This is a genomic window from Parasulfitobacter algicola, from assembly GCF_013315265.1.
Lineage (GTDB): Bacteria > Pseudomonadota > Alphaproteobacteria > Rhodobacterales > Rhodobacteraceae > Parasulfitobacter > Parasulfitobacter algicola.
Window position 1 is genome coordinate 264,898 of the sequence record NZ_JABUFE010000003.1, and the last position, 18,127, is coordinate 283,024.

Sequence of the window (18,127 nt, forward strand, 5' to 3'; positions counted from 1 at the left end):
ATTCAGTTGAATACAGCTGTTAAAGCATAATCAATTGCGTCAGTAATTTGATCAATATCATCCGACGTAGCAATCAACGCAGGTGACAGACAAAGTGTGTTGTTAAAGCCTGGCACCGACCGATTTGTCGCGCCTATGATCACGCCATGCGACATGCAGTGGGCAACCACGGCTTGGACCATTTTTTCACCTGCAGGTTCTTTTGTTTTGCGATCCGCAACCAGTTCGGCCCCTGCAAAAAGCCCTTTGCCGCGGATATCGCCGATAACGTTATGCTTGTTCTGCAGCGCGCGCAGATTTTCCATCAGCCGATCACCCATCTTAAGGGTGTTGTTCAAAAGATCTTCGCGTTCGATAATTGCCATATTTTCAAGTGCTGCGACAGGTCCAGCCGTGCACCCGCCAAAGGTTGAAATATCACGAAAATACCCAAGCGGGTCGGTATCGTCTTTAAACATCTGGAAAACTGCATCTGTTGTCACTGTACAGGATATTGCGGCATAGCCAGAGGCAACCCCTTTTGCCATTGTCACGAAATCAGGCTTGATGTCATAGTTCTGATATCCAAACCATTCGCCAGTCCGTCCGACACCACAGACGACTTCGTCAATATGCAGTAGAATATCGTATTTCTCGCAGATCTCCTGAACACGTGGCCAATAGCCATCTGGTGGTGTGATAACACCCCCACCTGCTGTGATCGGCTCAAGACAAAGCGCACCGACGGTATCGGCACCTTCGCGCAGGATCACCTGTTCGATGGCGTTTGCCGCTGCCACACCATAATCAACGGCATCCGGAAACTGGTTGCGATATTCCAGACAGTGCGGAACGGATACAAACCCGGGCGTAAAGGGGCCATAATGCGCATTACGTTCACCTTGCCCACCTGCAGAAAGCGCCGCAATGGTCGTACCGTGATAGTCGCGTTCCCGGAACAGGATTTTGTATTTCTTACCGCCATGCACGCGGTGCGCAATTTGGCGCACCATTTTAAAGACTTTCTCGTTCGCTTCGGATCCTGAATTCGAATAATAGACACGCGATAATCCAGGCATTTTTTCGATCAGTTTTTTGGCAAACTGCGCCCCGGGGATTGAACCGGCCGAGTTGGAAAAATAGTTCATTTTGATCAGTTGATCGCGTACAGCATTCGCAATAGATGTACGGCCATACCCGACATTCACTGTCCAGACGCCACCGGATACAGCATCCAGATGTTCCTTGCCAGATGCATCCCAGACACGCATACCCTTGCCTTCGACGATAATCTTGGGGTCGTTTGTTTCCAATGATTTGTGCTGCATAAGATGATGCCAAACATGCGCACGATCCGCCTGAATAACGCCCGAGATATCATTGCCAAGATCTGTCATATCCATTGGATCGCCCCTTATCCCACACAAACGTGCTGCTTGTTGTGATAAAGTACCGTGCATGAATTCAAGATTTCGAATAGGGCCAGTATACCTGTTGGCTTAGTGCCAGATCGTTATAAGTCGATGGTGATTTCACCATCCATTTTCGCAGCTCGGGACTGGCATAGGATCATATGTGTATCGCGATCTTTATTCGATAGTACAAAATCGCGATGTTCGACATCGCCGTCCAGAACCTTGCATTTGCAAACCCCGCACAGACCATCTGCGCACTTTACATCCACATGAACGCCTGCCGCTAACAACGCATCTGTCGGTGCCTGATCTGCTTTAACTAGGATCGTTTTGCCCGTTTGCGCCAAACGCAGTTTGAAATCATGGTTGATATAGTCCGGCACATCCGGGGTCGAAAAATATTCTAGATGCTGCGCATCTTCCGGGAAGCCATTTGCGATGGCTGTTTCCATCACAGCATTCATATAGCTTTCTGGGCCGCAGGTATAAACATGGGCGTCATCGCGGTATTTCAGTACTTTGGGTAAATCCGCGCGTGTTCCTTCATCCGAAAAATGCAGATGCACCTTGTTGGCCCATGGCATGGCTGGAATGTCAGTCAGAAAGCCAGCCGTATTACAGGATGAACAACTATAATGCAGCGCGAAATCTGCACCGATGGCGTGTAAACGGTGCGCCATAGCGATCATTGGCGTGACCCCGATACCGCCCCCCATTAGATAGGTAAAACTGGCGTGTTCGTTCAATGAAAAATGATTGATCGGGTGCGATATGAATACGCGACGACCTTTTTCGAAAATGCGGTGCATCAGTTTTGACCCACCTCGACCAGAATCTTCGCGCAAAACGGCGATCTGATATTTACTGTTATCCGATGGATCGCCTGACAATGAATATTGGCGGAAAAACTCAGGCGCTACGACCACGTCGATATGCGCCCCTGCGGTCAATGGGGGCAGGGGGCTGCCATCGGGTTTGCAGAATTCGTATTTTGTTATGGCGTCGGTCATGGCTTCGACCTTGGACAGGATCACCTGAATAACCGGTGCAGCGCCTTTGTCCGCAGTGTATATATGTTCCGGTGGCAAACCTGCCGCGCGGCGGCGTTTGTGATCATCGGCTGTGATCATCAACCTATATGCATCAATTCCGGCTTCACGGTTCATTGGATAAGGCCAGGCATAGGGTGGTGGTGCCAGTGGGGCGGGATATACGGCCAAAGTTTGATCTTCGAACTTGAGATCAAGATCCTTCTGCAAGGGCCTTGCATTCACCGGGTTGGCCGAAGGGCGATAAGCCCCGTCATCCACCATCTCAAGGTCCCACCACCATTTCTTAACCGGATTGATCTGTCCGTTGCCAACTATGTCGTCCAGCTTTGCCAAAGCCTTGGCTGTCGCAGGCAGGTTCATCGCGACCCATCGAAATGGGGCTTCTGCAAACAAACCTTCAAGGTTCCAGGGGCAGGTTTTCATACACCGCCCGCACATCGCACCATTTTTCTGACTAACGCGATAGGTCGTGCATTTTTGGCTGTCCGATTTCCAAATCTCATAGCCGTTGAACATCAGCTTTGGTCCAGCCGTAATCGCACCGCTGGGGCATTCGCGGGCACATTTATTGCAAGCCTCGCAGAATTTTTGCAGGCCAAAGTCGATCGGTTTGTCGTGCGCCATCGGCATGTCGGTGGTTACGATCCCCGATTTCAGACGTGGCCCAAGGAAAGGGTTCAGGATCACCTCTCCGATGCGGCTGACTTCACCCAGGCCGGACAGCAATAAAAGGGGCGGGTGCAGAACTTCGTCATCCATGACCGAATGCACGCGTGCGGTATGACCCAAGTTGCGCAGATGTTGCGCCAACACGCCGCCAAGAAGTGAAAACCGCAGATAGGCGCGCATTGATTGGGCGCAGGCGATCCAATCGTCACCCGATGCGCCTTCCATTGTTTCATGACCTTGGTCGATGATCATAGAAATCGCGTTTTTATGATAGGGCGTGATGGGATTACCGACCGCATCATGACTGTAATATGTCCAATCTGGGCAAGTGCTTAGTCCGACAGCATCGACGCCCAGAAAATAAAGTGCTGCCTTGATATTATCGGCATTCCGGACGGGATCATTTGTGGATGCATGGATCTGCGCCGCGTCACCATCCTGTAATAATACAAATGCCCCAAGCGACGGGCGAAACGCAAAAGCCGATGCAGACTTACGCACGTAATTGCCGTTTTTCGTCGCTTCTTGCACCGATTTACCAAGATCACCGAACAGCCCCCGTGCAAACATATTGGCACGTTTGGGAACACGGGCGACATTCGCGGTATCGATATAGGTGGTGGGGTCATCCACCCGTTTCAAAGTTTCAAACGGATGTGGACCATCCTTGAAGTCACGCTTGGCAAAAGCATCACGGCGATGGGCTGATTTGTCGTGTCTGCCGGTTCCAAGACGATAGCTGACGGGTGTGTTTTGATCTGACGCCAAAGGTTGGTCCGGTGTCATGACAAGCGTTGTGGTCAAGACGGCGACGCCAAAATCCGACCCGACGAATGGGTTTACGGTGCGGCCATCCTGCACAATCGCCAAACCTGCCTGCACAGTCAGTTTGTCCAGATGTACATCGCTGGCCGCAGCCGAATGCGCACGGGCATCCCAACCCAACGTGCGGATATAGTTGGCCAGTGTTACAGCCGTTTCCATACCGCGCAGGCAAGCCCGATGGGGCAGTGCATCCTGTATCCAATCGCCGCCCACTTCAGCCTGGCCCGGCGCGCGCGGATGATCGTAAAGAAACACAATCGCATGGGTGTGATGGCGACATTCGGCAGGTGGCGCGCGCATACTTTCCCTTAGGCCGGCCATAATCACATCAATGCCAGCCGCCAATGTCTTGGGCTGCATCGTTTCGATTTTTTGTGCCAAACGATCCACATCGGGGTTGTGCAGTGGGTCATCCAGCCACGCATCTTGCGGAATTTCACATATGCCCACCATCGCCGCATCGCAATAATAGCCAAAAGCTTTCAGATGTTGTGCACGTTCTTCCTGGCTGACAGGGATTTCAGCTGTCTCTTTATTAATCAATCCATCGCGTGTCGCATCCAGCATGGCCTGATAGTCCTGCATGGCGTTCACGATGCTTAAAGGATCATCGGGTCTGCGAAAGGAAAGCCCCTGCATGGGACCAAGTCCGCTGGTATCAACCGCCACCATGCGTTTCAGCTTTTCCAATGGATAGCCACCCAGATGAACCGGACGGTTGCGATATGAAAACAGCTTGCCCATGGGCCGTTGTCAGAACCTGTTCAGGCTGATGTCTTCGCCCTGATGCAGCTTTTGAAGAAGCGCATGTAATGTCGCAATTTCACCATCTGCCAGCTTGGCTTGCATCCTTGCGTTATTCTCAATCGCAAAGGGTGTTCCCTTTTGAACAAGCGCTTTACCAGAATCACAAATTTCGACTTTGGTTGTTCTTTTATCGTCAATGCCTGCTTTTCGGGCGATTAGACCATCATTTTCCATCTGTCTTAATGCACGGCTTGTTGACGTACGGTCAATGCCAACAAAGTTAGCAATATCAGAGGGATAGCATAGGTTTTCATTATTGATTGCAAGGAGGATACACCATGTCGTTCTGGTCAAACCTAAAGATTTAAGCTTTTCATCTAGGAATTTTTCCTGCAACCTAGACGCGAGGGTGAGCTGATAACCAAGCGATCTATGTAATCTGTATCGTGATGACTTTGACATGATAGGCACTGTCAAACATGTGTCGGCAAGTGTCAAACCGTGATCAGAAAGCGTGATTTCAAAAAATTGATCTGTTACAATCAGGTTGTATCTTAAGTTGTATTTCGTGGTGTGATTTTTAGATTTACGACACTCGGGGAGGAATACACTTGCTGCAAACTATGGGGGTCCTTTTCGATAAGGACGGTACTCTTTTTGATTTTCACGCAACTTGGGGCGCATGGACCGGCGGGCTGTTGCTGCGGCTGGCGGGTGGTGATCATGCACGGGCTGACATATTGGCGCGGGCTGTGGGATATTGTTACCAAACCCGCAGTTTCGCAAGTGATAGCCCGATTATTGCAGGGACACCTGGCGAAATTGCTGAATGCTTGTTGCCCTACTTACCAGGGACGACGCCGTTTGCATTGATCACACGAATGAACGCCTCCGCCGCTACGGCACCACAAGTGGAAGCGGCTCCATTGATACCGATGCTGGGGCGTTTACGGGCACAAGGGATGCGTCTTGGCGTGGTCACAAATGATGCGGAAAGCCCTGCAAGGGCGCATTTGCAAAAAGCGGGCGTGGCAGATTTATTTGATTTCATCGCCGGATTTGATAGCGGCTTTGGTGCCAAGCCGCAGCCCGGGCAATTGATTGCCTTTGCCGACCGTATGGGGCTTGATCCTGCGGACGTGCTGATGGTTGGGGATAGCAGGCATGATATGTTGGCCGCCCGCGCTGCTGGAATGCGCCGGATTGGTGTTTTGACGGGGCTGGCCACTTATGACGATCTAAGTTCGCTGGCCGAAGTTGTGCTTGATCACGTGGGGCTTTTGCCTGCGTGGATGAATGATCAGACAAAAACTGAAACTGCGGCCTGATATTTAAAAACGACACAATTCGTCGTTTTCTGAAGGGCCTTTTCTTGGCGCTGATGTCTTTTTGAAGACGGAAGACAGGGAAAGGATACCGCATGGCAGACGCTGGAACACGCCGTCGCAGGGGTGGGGGACGCGCCGGTGCCGTAACACGGCGCGGTCATGCTGTGATCGAACAGATGCCATGGAGCATCCCTATCAATAATGATCGCCCGACCGAGCCTTTGACCGAAGATGGTGTGCAGGCAATCCACGAAGGCGCCATGCGTATTCTAGAAGAGATTGGCATCGCGATTTACAACGATGAAGCGCGTGCAATTTTCAAGGAAGCGGGCTGTATCGTTGATGGAGATAACGTGCGTATGGGGCGCGAATTCATTATGGAGATGGTAGCGCTGTCGCCAAGTGAGTGGACTATAACCCCACGCAATCCAGATCGGAAAGTCACCATTGGTGGCAAGAATATGCTGTTTACCAATGTATCGTCCCCGCCCAATTACTGGGATCTTGAACTTGGGCGGAAAATCCCTGGCCGCCGTGAACACTGTCAGAATTTGCTGAAACTATCGCAGTATTTCAATTGCATTCATGTCATTGGCGGGTATCCGGTTGAACCCGTCGATTTACATCCAAGTATTCGCCATCTGGATGTGATATTCGATAAATTGACACTGACGGATAAAGCAATTCATGGTTATAGTCTTGGCAAAGAGCGCATCGAAGACATTATGGAAATGGTTCGGATTGCAGGTGGTTTAACCCAGGAAGAATTCGAAGAAACGCCACGGATGTTTACCAACATCAACTCGACGTCGCCTTTGAAACACGACATCCCGATGCTGGATGGCTGGATGCGATGCGCGCGTCGTAATCAAGGATTAATCGTGACACCTTTTACCTTAGCCGGTGCGATGGCCCCCGTCACGATGGCAGGTGCTGTGGCGCAATCTTTGGCCGAAGGGTTGTGTGCTGTGGCTTTGGCCCAATATATCCGCCCTGGTGCCGCCTGTATGATTGGGACATTTACATCCAATGTTGATATGAAATCGGGGGCGCCAGCCTTTGGCACGCCTGAATATATGCGCGCCACTCAGATGACGGGGCAGCTGGCCAGGTTTTACGGGCTGCCCATGCGTGCGTCAGGCGTTTGCGCCGCCAATGTTCCCGATGCTCAGGCCACATGGGAGACATCGAATTCACTTTGGTCAGCTGTCAACTCGGGTACGAATTTTGTTTACCATGCGGCCGGTTGGCTGGAAGGTGGTCTGATCGCCAGTCCCGAAAAATTCGTAATGGATTGCGAGATTTTGCAGCATATTCAGAAGTATTTCGACCCAGCGATCACTGCGACAGGCCCTGATGAAATCGCATTGGATGCCATTCGCGATGGCGATGCCGAAGGCAACTTCTTTGGAATTGCACATACCCAAGAACGGTATTCCACAGCATTTTATCAGCCGTTTCTGTCAGATTGGCGAAATTTTGAAGGGTGGGAGCTGGACGGCGCTGTCTGGACCCACGAACGTGCGCACCGTATTTTCAAAGAAATCATCGAAAATTTCGAAGCGCCCGCACTGGATATAGCGATCCATGAGGAATTATCAGATTTTGTAGCGCGCCGAAAAGCCGAAGGTGGTGTTCCCACAGACTATTAAATTTTCAGTCAAAATCGACATATTTTACGCGCCAGATATATCAAAATAGATCTAAACATTCTGAGTTGTTTGGTCTTTTTTAATAAGCTCCCGCCTATTTTAATCTGAGGTATGGGAGAGACTTGAATGCACGGCTTGATAAATTGCGCGCTTGAACGCTTTGTGCGCGATACATATGGATCGCCGATCTGGGCAGATGTGATACGCGCATCCAATATTGAAATCGATACGTTCGAGGCAATGTTGAGTTATAAAAACAATATAACTTTTCAAATTCTGACAGCCCTTAGCCAAACGCTTGAAAAACCTCCGGGCGAGGTTCTTGAAGATATCGGTATGTATCTGGTATCCCATTCAAACAATGAAGCCCTGCGTCGTCTGATGCGCTTTAGTGGCGTGACGTTCGAAGATTTCCTCTATTCGCTCGATGACTTGCACGACCGGGCAAGGCTTGCAGTTCCTGATCTAACGTTGCCTGATCTTGAACTTCTTGAAGAGGTGGGCGGACAATTTGAGCTGCTCGTTCGGGCAAATATGCCCGGTATTGGTTTTGTCCTAATGGGGGTTTTACGTGCAATGGCTGATGATTATGGCGCGTTGGTTTTTCTGGAACATAAAGGTAATGTGGCCAATTGTGAAAAACTCTCTATCAGCTTGTTGGAAAACAGTTTCTCGGAAGGTCGTGAATTCCACCTTGGTCGCGCTGTAGGGGAGTAAATAATGCAAATACCAACATCCCTGATTCCAACCTTCAATAAACTGTTGCCGATGCATTTGTCCTTAAGCGGCAATGGTGAAATTTTGCATACTGGACCAACACTGGAAAAGCTTAATATCTGTACCAATATTTGTGGTCAGAATTTTCTGGATCTTTTTACAGTATCACGCCCCAGGAACATCAAAACCATTGACGCACTTTTTGCGTCAAACGGACGTAATTTGCATCTGCATTTGCGCAACGACGAAACGGTAAAACTGAAAGGTGTTATTATTCCAGATGCGGATGACGATGGTGGATTGATCAATCTGTCCTTTGGGATTGGCGTGATTAAAGCTGTGACGACATTCGGTCTGACCAGCGCTGATTTTGCACCAAATGATCTGACCATCGAAATGCTCTATCTGATCGAAGCGAAATCAGCAGCTATGGATGAATCGCGAAAGTTGAACCGACGTCTTCAATCGGCCCGGATCGTAGCCGAAGAAAAAGCATTTACTGATGGTTTGACGGGGTTGAAAAATCGCCGTGCAATGGATGATTTGCTAAAACAACTGATTGATAAGGGCATTCCTTTTGCACTGATGCATTTGGACTTAGATTATTTCAAAGCGGTCAATGATACTTTGGGGCACGCGGCTGGGGATCATGTTTTAAACCGAGTTGCCAAAATCCTATCAGAGGAAACGCGCGACAGTGACACTGTTGCACGTGTGGGTGGGGATGAATTCGTTGTGATCCTTCCTAAAAACCCGCCGATCGAAAAGATTGAACTTTTCGCTAATCGTATCATCAAGCGTTTACAGCAACCCATTCCGTTCAAGGGGGATTTTTGTCATGTTTCCGTAAGTGCAGGCACCACCATCAGCAACTTTTATACAAAGCCTGATGTGGATCAGATGTTGCTGGATGCCGATCTGGCCCTTTATGCATCCAAGCACAAGGGGCGTGCTGCCCATACACTTTATACGGGCGATCTAAGGAAAAATGAAACTGCAGGATCTGAAACAGAGGCGTCACATCAAAAAATTGCTTAAAGACATGGTTATGCAATCAATGCCTTGTGATACCTTTTCTAAAATCAAACATCTCTGCCGTTGGCTTGGGCAGGTTTCATTATGTTCTGGCTTTTTCAAATCGCGCCCAAGCGATCTCAAAGTCTTTGAAATCAAAATCAGGCATTCTGGCTGCATCAAGAATGATGCGCTCTGTTTCGATTAACTTGGTAATAGCATCTTCTAGCTTGTCGATCAAAATGCCCGGAATGACCAGCGCACCATGGCGGTCCGCATGAACCAGGTCGTCTGGCCGTACTGTCAGACCAAAGACTGTAACGGGCGTGTCAATTTCGGTCACGTGCACAAACCCATGACTGGGGCCTATGGACCTTGCGATAACCGGGAACCCATCTGGAAGATCGCCAAGGTCACGCATCACACCGTTGGTCAAAGCACCCGACAAACCAAAACCCTTATGAATGGTCGTGTTGATTTCACCCCAATATGCACCGATAGCCGCATCGCCGTCCTGATCTTCGATTACAGCAACCGCGGGATCAGAGCATTGGGACATGTAACGGTAATACTCCGTTCGGCGCGCTCGGATTACCTCTGCATCCTCTGCCGGGGGTGCTGCAGCTTTTATCTTTGCCGTGCGGGCATATCCTACGATCGCGCCGTTTTTCGGCGCTGATGATAAAACAGTGCCGCGTGTGAAATCATCAAACCCGCGTTTGCCTTCGGCCACTTCAATGGCGTTGCAGACTGTCGGTGTGTCGACCTGACGAAGTAGATCCAGAAGGGTTTGTTTCATATATCCTCTAACCAGCGAAGCAGTGCCGCTGTTGTCTGTTCAGGTTGTTCCAAAGTCGGAAGATGTCCTGCATTCTGAATGATTTGCAAATTAGATTTTGGGATAAGGCTGTGTATTAGTTGATGCCGTTCGACAGGACAAAGCGTATCATTCTTGCCGCATAAAACCAGCGTGGGAACGTGGATCTTTTGCAATGTATGTTGCTGATCCGGTCTATCCCGCAAGGCAATGGACTGACGGACAAAAACATCGGCGCCAAGATCCATCGCCATATCCATGCACAGATCAAGGATTTGATCACGATCCGGACCATCGGCCAGATAGTTGGGCTTCATCTCATCGCGCATGATGGTGCGTAAATGGCCCTTGCGCACTTTTTCAATTTGGGGTTTTCGGCGCGCTTTTACGTCGGGCGCCTCGGCAAGTGCATTGGTATCCATCAACGCAAGGCCAGCCACTCGGTCCGGGGCTTGGGTAAATATCTGCATAGCGACGATCCCACCCATACTTAGGCCCGCCAAAGCAAAACGAGGCGGCGCATTTTGCAATACGTCAGCGGCCAATGCCTGAACGGTATCGTAGTCGGTTATGGGCGCAACATGTATGGCCCGCCGTTTCCCCAGCACAGCAATTTGTGGCATAAAAAGCCGTGCATCACACATCATTCCGGGTAACAGAACAAGCGGTGTCATGTCACCAGCGACGCGCCTTCAGACAAAGCGCTAAGCTTGGCGTAAGCGATATCCGGGTCCACTGCGCCAAACCCTGCAAAGGTGCCAAACCCGCAATCGCTGCCTGCGATCACACGTTCTGCGCCGACGATATCAACAAAGCGCGCGATACGTTCTGCGACAAGTTGTGGATGTTCCACGAAGTTCGTTGTCGTGTCGACCACCCCTGGCACAAGCACCTTGTCATCTGGAATATCGGATTTGCGGTCACGAAAGACTGCCCATTCATGGCCGTGGCGTGGGTTTGAGGTTTCAAACAGCACGTAACGCGCTTTGGTTGACATCAACGTGTCGAACATTTTCGACATAGGAATATCGCAGACATGTGGCCCTTCGTAATTACCCCAACAGATATGAATACGGACCTTTTCAGCAGGGATATCGGACAGGGCGTGGTTTAGCGCCTCGACATGGCTGGCAGCGATTTTGATAAAATCTTCGTCCGACAAATCTGCAAACAGCATGTGCCGTGACAATGCCAGATCCGGGCAATCCAGCTGCAGATCAAGCCCCGAGGCGATGATGGTTTCATACTCGGCCTTCATGGCATCAGCTAATGCGGCAAGATAGGCATCGCGGGTTTTATAATAATCATTCTGCAAAAACAGTGATATAACCCCAGGTGACGCCGCATTCATGAAACCACGCTGCATACCATGCGTAGTCATGGCCGTTTTTAGATTGCTGATATCTTTTTCCAGTTCACCCTGACCCTTTGATTTGACCTCGCCCACGCACATGGGGCGAGCGTACTTAGGGGTCCCACCGTCATTGGCAAGACGTTCCAGAAACTTTGGGAACAGTTTCAGATCGGCCGGAGGATTGCGCGGACTGTCGCCGTCAAATCCGGTATAGCGATCTTTCACATATGTGGCATAGCTGATTTTAGATGTCTCACCATCCGACACGATATCCACGCCGGCTTCGACTTGCTTGCGGACAGTCTCAGATACGGCATTTGTCATGGCCGTGTCGAATTTATCTGTGTCATAGGGTGTCTGGTTTTCGCGTGCAAAAATGAAATCGACGACTTCTTGGGTACGGGGCAGGCTGCCAACATGTGTTGTCAGGACTTTTGTCATACTATTTCCCTTTCCATGTGGGGCCAGCAGGGTCAGTCGTGGCGGTGATGCGGTAAAGGCTTGCTTCGCCCGTCATGCACGGCGCGATAGTATAGGGTGTTTCAGCATGAATGGAGGCCGTATCGCCCGGGTTCAACGTCTTTTGCAGATCCCCGCAAGTCAAATGCCAATGCCCGCGCATCGGCATCAAAACAGTCGGCATCGCGGCACTTGCAGGGTTGATCTGGGCACTTTGGCGGGTCAGAAAATCAACTTCAAACCCCGGTTTATCTTTCAATATGCCATGCTCACCAATAACCAAGGCAGGGTTACGATCTGCCAGGGCCACCATATTCAGGTATCGCGCAACATGGTTTGGCACGACATCATGACTTGTGGGCTCTGGAAAGGTGGTCAAATCTTGGTCTGTCAGCACAGGCATAGGCGCGACGCCATCTGGTAATTTTTCGCCCTTTTTCGTATCATAAAGCTTACCTTTTTCCGACAGGATCAACCCGTGATCTGCAGCGTCCTGAATGACCTGCGGCGCCCAGATTACCCCGCCACCTGCATCATCCCCGCCAAGGATCGCCATGATCATTCCGTAATCGGTGCCAATATTTTCAAACCCGCGAAAAATGCCGGTGGGGATATTGATGATATCCCCTTCCTCTAATACGACTTCGCCAGCCGTGCCCCAACGACCCCAGAAAAACCGCCATCGGCCTTTCAGAACAAAAAAGACTTCGGCCGTGCGGTGGGAATGCAATGAGTTACGACATTTCGGAGGCTGCCCCGCAGCGCCAATGTTAAACCCATGTGGGATATTGATATGTACATGCTGATCAGGGCTTTCTGACACGCCGCCCCCGATGATCGTGAAATTTTCCTTTTGATTTGATCCAGGCGTATGGGCATCAATAAAGGCCGTTTTACAAGGAATCAGGTCACCATATCGAACAATCTGTATGTTGCCTTGGGTCATCGAATGCTCCTGTCATACAGATGAAGTGGCGCGGTTATGCATTGGGTTGCGCAGCTTTGTGCATCAACGTTGTGTTTCATAAGGCACCTGTATGCAGCAGGATTTGTTTCCAAACAGCCGTTTCATCGAATAAGACATATTCGCGGCGCAGCCCCCAAGGGCCGAATTCAGCATGGGATATGCCCATGACATAGACATCCGTGCCGGTTGGTTTGCCAAAGCTGCCCCAGCCTGAATGTCTACCGTGTAGTGACCAACGGATTGCAGCACGGGGCGGCATCATCGGGTCATCACGGCCAATCTGATGGTGGATTGTGAAGGTTGCATCGGGCAACGCCGCGCGCAGGCCCATCCAGAAACGATCGGCTGCGTCTGGGCTATGGGCGGTTATCCCACCGGGATATTCAAGCTGGCAGGCACGATCGTATTCCGCGGGAATTGCCGCCATGTCTGCCCCCATGATCCGTGTCAGCAGATCACCATAACGCTGACCCCATTCGTTTTCATTTCCATGTCCTTGATAGGGGCCCGGTTGGTCAATGGTAGGGGAAAACGGTTCAGATGCCATCTGTGGTCCGCCCTCAAACGCGATGATATCACGGGCATACTCTGCCGGGTCCAGACCCATCTGACGCACAATCGCGCCTTGATCCCGGATCAGCCATTCATCATTGATCTGATTGTTGATCGCATGACAATCCGCGATGATCCGATAACCCAGCTTGCGACCTGACGCCTTGCCGTAAACACCATCGCCCAGATGTGTGGCTGTTGAATAAAGCCGATGCGATGACAACATCCCGTCCTCGGGTGTTCCGCTCCAGATAACGTCTTCACCAAGCAGTGTTCGATCGGGAAATTCGGCCAGCGTTGCCATTGTTGCAGCGATGACGTCCTGATTGCCTATCACGACTGAGCTAGGCGACCGCACAACAATATCGTCAGAGTAATAGGCATGCAGTGTCGCGATTTTGCGATCTTCCCAAATCTCTTTCGTGATGCCGATGATATAGTCAGGGAAGTCTTTGAATTTTGGGTCAAAGCCCTTCATGTGTGCCATCCTTCGGGAATACGGGCCGAACTACGAATGATCAGCGGGCCGTCGATTTCGATTTTCTGCGTCGGGCGGTTTTTATCGCCAATTTGGGCAAGAATGGTTTCAACCGTTGCATCGACCATCCTGTTGACCGGCTGTCGCACCGTGGTCAAATCATAGGCCGCCCAGCTTGCCAAAGGCACATCGTCAAACCCGATGACCGAAACATCATCAGGGACTGACATATTATATTCGTGTCTAAGCGTATCAAGCACGGCAAAAGCCATATGATCATTACCAACGAAAATGGCGTCCGGTCTATTGGGCAGGGCCATCAGATCGCGCGTTGCCTGTGCGGACACATCGCGACTGTACATACCGTCTATCACTGCGACGGGTGTTTTTTCATGTTTGGCTAGCCCGTCAATGAAACCCCTTATACGGTCACGGCCGGTCGAAGACCCGCCCCAACCTGCAATGTGGGCGATATGGCTATGTCCGCCTGCAACAAGAAAATCCGCGATTTTGCGTGCGCCATTTTCGTTGGCCGAGGTCACACTGGACAGCCCTGATCCATCCTGTGCACGGTTGAACATGACAACAGGAATTCCTGCTGCCGCACAGCGTCCAGTCAGTTCGCTGGTCATTCCGACGCTTGCGGTGATGATGCCATCGACCTGATAATCGATCAATTCTTGCATTACCTTATCAATCGCTTCTTGTGTATTGGTCGCAGTAAAAATCAGGATGTGATAGCCACGATCCTGGAGCGCATTTGACAAACGTTCCAGGGCAATTGGGTAAAACTGGTTATCCAGGTAGGCGACAACCAATCCGATGATCCTGCTTTTGCCCGTGATCATTGCGCGCGCCAAGGCATTTGGGCGATATCCTAACTTCTCGGCGGCTTTTCGAACTTTCGTAATCGTCTCTTTTGACGCCGATGCGCCTGGGGTGAAAACACGGCTAACGGCTGACTGACTAACCCCGGCCAGTTTTGCAACGTCCAACGATGTGACCCGCAGTTCTGTCATTAATCCGCCGTCCAACCCCCATCAATCAAAAGCGATGTGCCTGTAATCAGCGCAGCTGCGTCCGAGGCCAGAAAAACTACTGCGCCCATGATATCTTCAACCTCGCCTATGCGGCCCAATTTGATTTTCTCATTAATCCATTTCATGCGGTCTGGGTTCGAAAATGTCGGTTCTGTTAGGGGGGTGCGAATGAAGGTTGGGCAGATGGTATTTACCCTGATCTGATGCGGTCCCCACTCAATCGCCATGGATTTTGTAAAACCTTCGACGGCGTGTTTGGTGCCACAATAAACCGCACGATCAATGGCGCCCACATGGGCCATCTGGCTTGAAATATTGATCAAACTGCCCGGTTTATTCGCAATCAAAAGCCCTTTTGCAATGGCACGGGTCAGGAAATACGCGCCTTTGACATTCAGATTTGTCACCGCATCATAATCAGGTTCAGTTGTATCTGTCGCAGGGGTGTGGCGCGCCAGACCGGCCGAATTTACCAGAATATCGTATGGTCCCTGATCGGCGACCGCGGTTTCCGTTTTTGCAATGTCGCATATATCAAGGGGCAGTACGCTGACTTGCATTCCTTGTGCCGTCATTTCGTCTTTCAGGGCATTCAACTTGCCAGTTCCGCGCGCAACCAGTGTCACATGTGCGCCTGCTTCGGCCAAAGCGACGGCGCAGGCCTGCCCGATACCCGAAGACGCCCCCGCCACCAAAGCGCGTTTGCCATCAAGGCGGAAAGATGGGGTTTTTGGCAAAGTCATTGGAAAACCTTTGAATTTTGGGCTTTATTGAATTCACGCATGCGTGCCATGACATCAATGCCAATCTGATCATAGACATGCAGCAAATCGACAAGCACCCAGTTTTCGCGGATCAAGCCATTTTCCAATCGCCAAAAATCCAGACTGCGTAATTCAATTTGTTGACCTGTGGGCGGCAAGCCAAGCCAGCCATCTTGTGACAAGGTCTGGCGCATGTTCGGCCATCCGGTTTCTGCAACATATTGACCTTGAGCGATCCAGTGCGACATCAGCCCGTCTGGGTCCAATGCACGGTCTGGCATGGCATTCAAAAAAGGGATCTGATGCCAGTTTCGAAATCCATCAATCCCGCGACATGTTCCAATACCGGCTGGGCCGTACCAATTAAAATGTGGATGCCAAAAGTGCGGCAGTTTCATAATCTCGGGCCCGCCCTGGCTAGGATGTTGAACCATTGCGGCCAGCATCTCCAATACGTGCTGCATGGGTTTGTTGCCGTCGCCATCGGTTGTCAAACCGTCTTGCGATGCTGGTGCAGGCGTTGTCATAAATCGCCCCAATTGTGGGGCAAGGGGCCATGCAGCGGCTTGCATCATCAATTCGGGGATGTCCCAAATAGCCTGTATTTCGACAATTTGACTGGCTTTGATCCGAAAGAATTCATGGTATCGCATATGGACCAGATGGCCTGTGGGCAGGATATCCAGAAACGGATGCGTGAAGGTGCCCATATAATTTCCGCAAGTGCCAACCCAATCTTGCCCTTCAGGTGTGGTGCCAGCCAAAACAATCATATCACGGCGTTCAAGGTCGGGCAGGGCAGTCAAAAGTGGCTTATAAGTCTTGTTATAAAAGGGCTGTGAACCTTGCAGCGTTCCAAACGGATGACACATGTGGATGGTCGCGCCAGGCGCGATAATCTGGCCCAATATTTCTTGAAGTGTGCTTTCCTCAAAACCTTGTAATGGTGCGATGACGTCTTTCAGCGCAGCCGACAGGGTCATTCCACGGCCTTTCCATAGGCCACATTCCGCCCCCCGTATCGGCGTACGCGGATATTGCATTGTTCAGCGTGGCCCACGAACCCTTCCAACATGCACAGACGTGATCCATATTCACCGATTTCAGCGGCAGCCTGGTCTGTTGTGATCCTTTGATAGCTGTGCGTTTTCAGAAACTTGCCAACCCAAAGCCCGCCAGTATAGCGCCCGGCTTTTTTCGTGGGCAAGGTATGGTTGGTGCCGATGACCTTGTCACCATTTGCCACATTGGTACGCGCTCCCAGAAACAGCGCTCCATAGCTGTGCATATGCTCCAAAAACCAATCATCACGATCGGTCATGACCTGAACATGTTCAGACGCAATATCATTGGCCACATCCAACATTTCATCATAGGTATCACACAGGATCACTTCGCCGTAGTCACGCCAACTTATGCCTGCAGTATCAGCTGTGGGCAGGATCTCCAAAAGTCTGCCGACTTCGGTCAATGTGTCTTCGGCCAATTTGCGGGAATTTGTCACCAGTACTGCAGGTGAATTATATCCGTGTTCGGCCTGCCCCAAAAGGTCGGTCGCACAAAGTTCGGCATCTACAGTTTCGTCTGCGATCACCATGGTTTCGGTGGGGCCGGCGAACAGATCAATTCCCACCCGCCCATAAAGCTGCCGCTTGGCTTCGGCGACAAAAGCATTGCCGGGGCCAACCAGCATATGCACCGGATCAATTGTCTGAGTTCCGATCGCCATGGCACCCACAGCTTGCATGCCGCCCAATACGTAAATCTCATGTGCGCCGCCCATATGCATCGCGGCCACGATGGCGGGATGCGGCGCGCCATTCACCGGCGGGGCTGATGCCACAATACGCGGCACCCCCGCAACTTGCGCCGTTAGAACCGACATGTGAGCTGACGCAACCATTGGGAATTTCCCCCCCGGAACGTAACACCCCACGGATTGCACCGGAATATTTCGGTGACCCAATATAACACCAGGCATCGTTTCGACTTCGATATTAGTCATTGAGGCGCGTTGTGCTTCTGCAAATGTTCTGATCTGAGTTTGGGCGAACCTGATATCATCCATGTCGCGGGCCGATACCTTTTGTATTGCGGCTTCAATCTCTGATGTGGTTAACCGAAATGATGCGGGTTCATATTTATCGAATTTTGCAGACAGCGCACGAATGGCGGCATCGCCGTAGTTTTCAATATCTTGTAATGTATCTTCGACAATCTTGCGGGTTTTTGCATCATCTTCGGCGCGCTCAGCGTCGGGTTTCCCTTGTTTAAGATAGCTGATTGTCATGCGTGCCT

16 protein-coding genes are annotated in these 18,127 nt (G+C 50.9%); 4 read left to right on the plus strand and 12 right to left on the minus strand.

Annotated features, from left to right (window positions below):
• Positions 1 to 2: 2 nt before the first annotated feature.
• The 3 genes from HRQ87_RS07405 to HRQ87_RS07415 all read right to left on the minus strand — a co-directional run bounded on the left by HRQ87_RS07405 (position 3) and on the right by HRQ87_RS07415 (position 5,185).
• On the minus strand, positions 3 to 1,382 hold the full coding sequence (locus tag HRQ87_RS07405; RefSeq protein WP_281356597.1) for an aminotransferase family protein: 1,380 nt from the start codon (positions 1,380 to 1,382) through the stop codon (positions 3 to 5).
• Between the two features lie 110 nt (positions 1,383 to 1,492).
• On the minus strand, positions 1,493 to 4,684 hold the full coding sequence (locus tag HRQ87_RS07410) for a reductive dehalogenase (protein WP_174136840.1): 3,192 nt from the start codon (positions 4,682 to 4,684) through the stop codon (positions 1,493 to 1,495).
• A 9-nt stretch (positions 4,685 to 4,693) separates the two neighbouring features.
• Positions 4,694 to 5,185: a MarR family winged helix-turn-helix transcriptional regulator gene (locus HRQ87_RS07415; RefSeq protein WP_246251849.1), complete on the minus strand. Its 492-nt coding sequence runs from the start codon at positions 5,183 to 5,185 to the stop codon at positions 4,694 to 4,696.
• A gap of 125 nt (positions 5,186 to 5,310) precedes the next feature.
• Here HRQ87_RS07415 and HRQ87_RS07420 point away from each other — a divergent pair, with 125 nt between their 5' ends.
• The 4 genes from HRQ87_RS07420 (at position 5,311) to HRQ87_RS20470 (ending at position 9,422) form a co-directional block, all read left to right on the plus strand.
• Positions 5,311 to 6,015, plus strand: a complete 705-nt coding sequence (locus HRQ87_RS07420) for an HAD family hydrolase (RefSeq protein WP_174137193.1) — start codon at positions 5,311 to 5,313, stop codon at positions 6,013 to 6,015.
• Positions 6,016 to 6,107: 92 nt separating this feature from the next.
• Positions 6,108 to 7,667, plus strand: coding sequence for a trimethylamine methyltransferase family protein (locus HRQ87_RS07425; RefSeq protein ID WP_174136841.1), 1,560 nt, complete (start codon positions 6,108 to 6,110; stop codon positions 7,665 to 7,667).
• Positions 7,668 to 7,793: 126 nt separating this feature from the next.
• Entirely contained in the window at positions 7,794 to 8,384 is a 591-nt protein-coding gene (locus tag HRQ87_RS07430) for a heme NO-binding domain-containing protein (RefSeq protein ID WP_174136843.1), read from the plus strand.
• A gap of 3 nt (positions 8,385 to 8,387) precedes the next feature.
• Positions 8,388 to 9,422 carry a diguanylate cyclase domain-containing protein gene (locus tag HRQ87_RS20470; protein WP_174136844.1) on the plus strand — a complete coding sequence of 345 codons (1,035 nt, stop codon included), beginning with the start codon at positions 8,388 to 8,390 and terminating at the stop codon, positions 9,420 to 9,422.
• A 79-nt stretch (positions 9,423 to 9,501) separates the two neighbouring features.
• Here HRQ87_RS20470 and HRQ87_RS07440 read toward each other — a convergent pair whose 3' ends face one another.
• The 9 genes from HRQ87_RS07440 to hisD form a co-directional block, all read right to left on the minus strand.
• The gene (locus HRQ87_RS07440) at positions 9,502 to 10,197 is read right to left on the minus strand and encodes an RraA family protein (RefSeq protein WP_174136846.1); all 696 of its coding nucleotides are present in this window, start codon (positions 10,195 to 10,197) and stop codon (positions 9,502 to 9,504) included.
• Entirely contained in the window at positions 10,194 to 10,889 is a 696-nt protein-coding gene (locus HRQ87_RS07445; RefSeq protein ID WP_174136848.1) for an alpha/beta fold hydrolase, read from the minus strand. Before HRQ87_RS07445 ends, HRQ87_RS07440 begins: the two co-directional genes overlap by 4 nt.
• The gene (locus tag HRQ87_RS07450; RefSeq protein ID WP_174136850.1) at positions 10,886 to 12,010 is read right to left on the minus strand and encodes a cobalamin-independent methionine synthase II family protein; all 1,125 of its coding nucleotides are present in this window, start codon (positions 12,008 to 12,010) and stop codon (positions 10,886 to 10,888) included. Before HRQ87_RS07450 ends, HRQ87_RS07445 begins: the two co-directional genes overlap by 4 nt.
• A 1-nt stretch (position 12,011) precedes the next feature.
• A complete protein-coding gene (locus tag HRQ87_RS07455; protein WP_174136852.1) occupies positions 12,012 to 12,974 on the minus strand; it encodes a cupin domain-containing protein in 963 nt (320 codons plus the stop codon).
• A 76-nt stretch (positions 12,975 to 13,050) separates the two neighbouring features.
• Complete coding sequence (locus HRQ87_RS07460; RefSeq protein ID WP_174136853.1) at positions 13,051 to 14,025, minus strand: nuclear transport factor 2 family protein; 975 nt, start codon at positions 14,023 to 14,025, stop codon at positions 13,051 to 13,053.
• Entirely contained in the window at positions 14,022 to 15,044 is a 1,023-nt protein-coding gene (locus HRQ87_RS07465; protein ID WP_174136855.1) for a LacI family DNA-binding transcriptional regulator, read from the minus strand. Before HRQ87_RS07465 ends, HRQ87_RS07460 begins: the two co-directional genes overlap by 4 nt.
• Entirely contained in the window at positions 15,044 to 15,808 is a 765-nt protein-coding gene (locus tag HRQ87_RS07470; protein ID WP_174136856.1) for an SDR family NAD(P)-dependent oxidoreductase, read from the minus strand. Before HRQ87_RS07470 ends, HRQ87_RS07465 begins: the two co-directional genes overlap by 1 nt.
• Positions 15,805 to 16,812, minus strand: coding sequence for an ester cyclase (locus HRQ87_RS07475; protein ID WP_174136858.1), 1,008 nt, complete (start codon positions 16,810 to 16,812; stop codon positions 15,805 to 15,807). Before HRQ87_RS07475 ends, HRQ87_RS07470 begins: the two co-directional genes overlap by 4 nt.
• Complete coding sequence (gene hisD, locus HRQ87_RS07480) at positions 16,809 to 18,119, minus strand: histidinol dehydrogenase (protein WP_174136860.1); 1,311 nt, start codon at positions 18,117 to 18,119, stop codon at positions 16,809 to 16,811. The genes HRQ87_RS07475 and hisD overlap by 4 nt, the downstream gene beginning before the upstream one ends.
• Positions 18,120 to 18,127 lie beyond the last annotated feature (8 nt).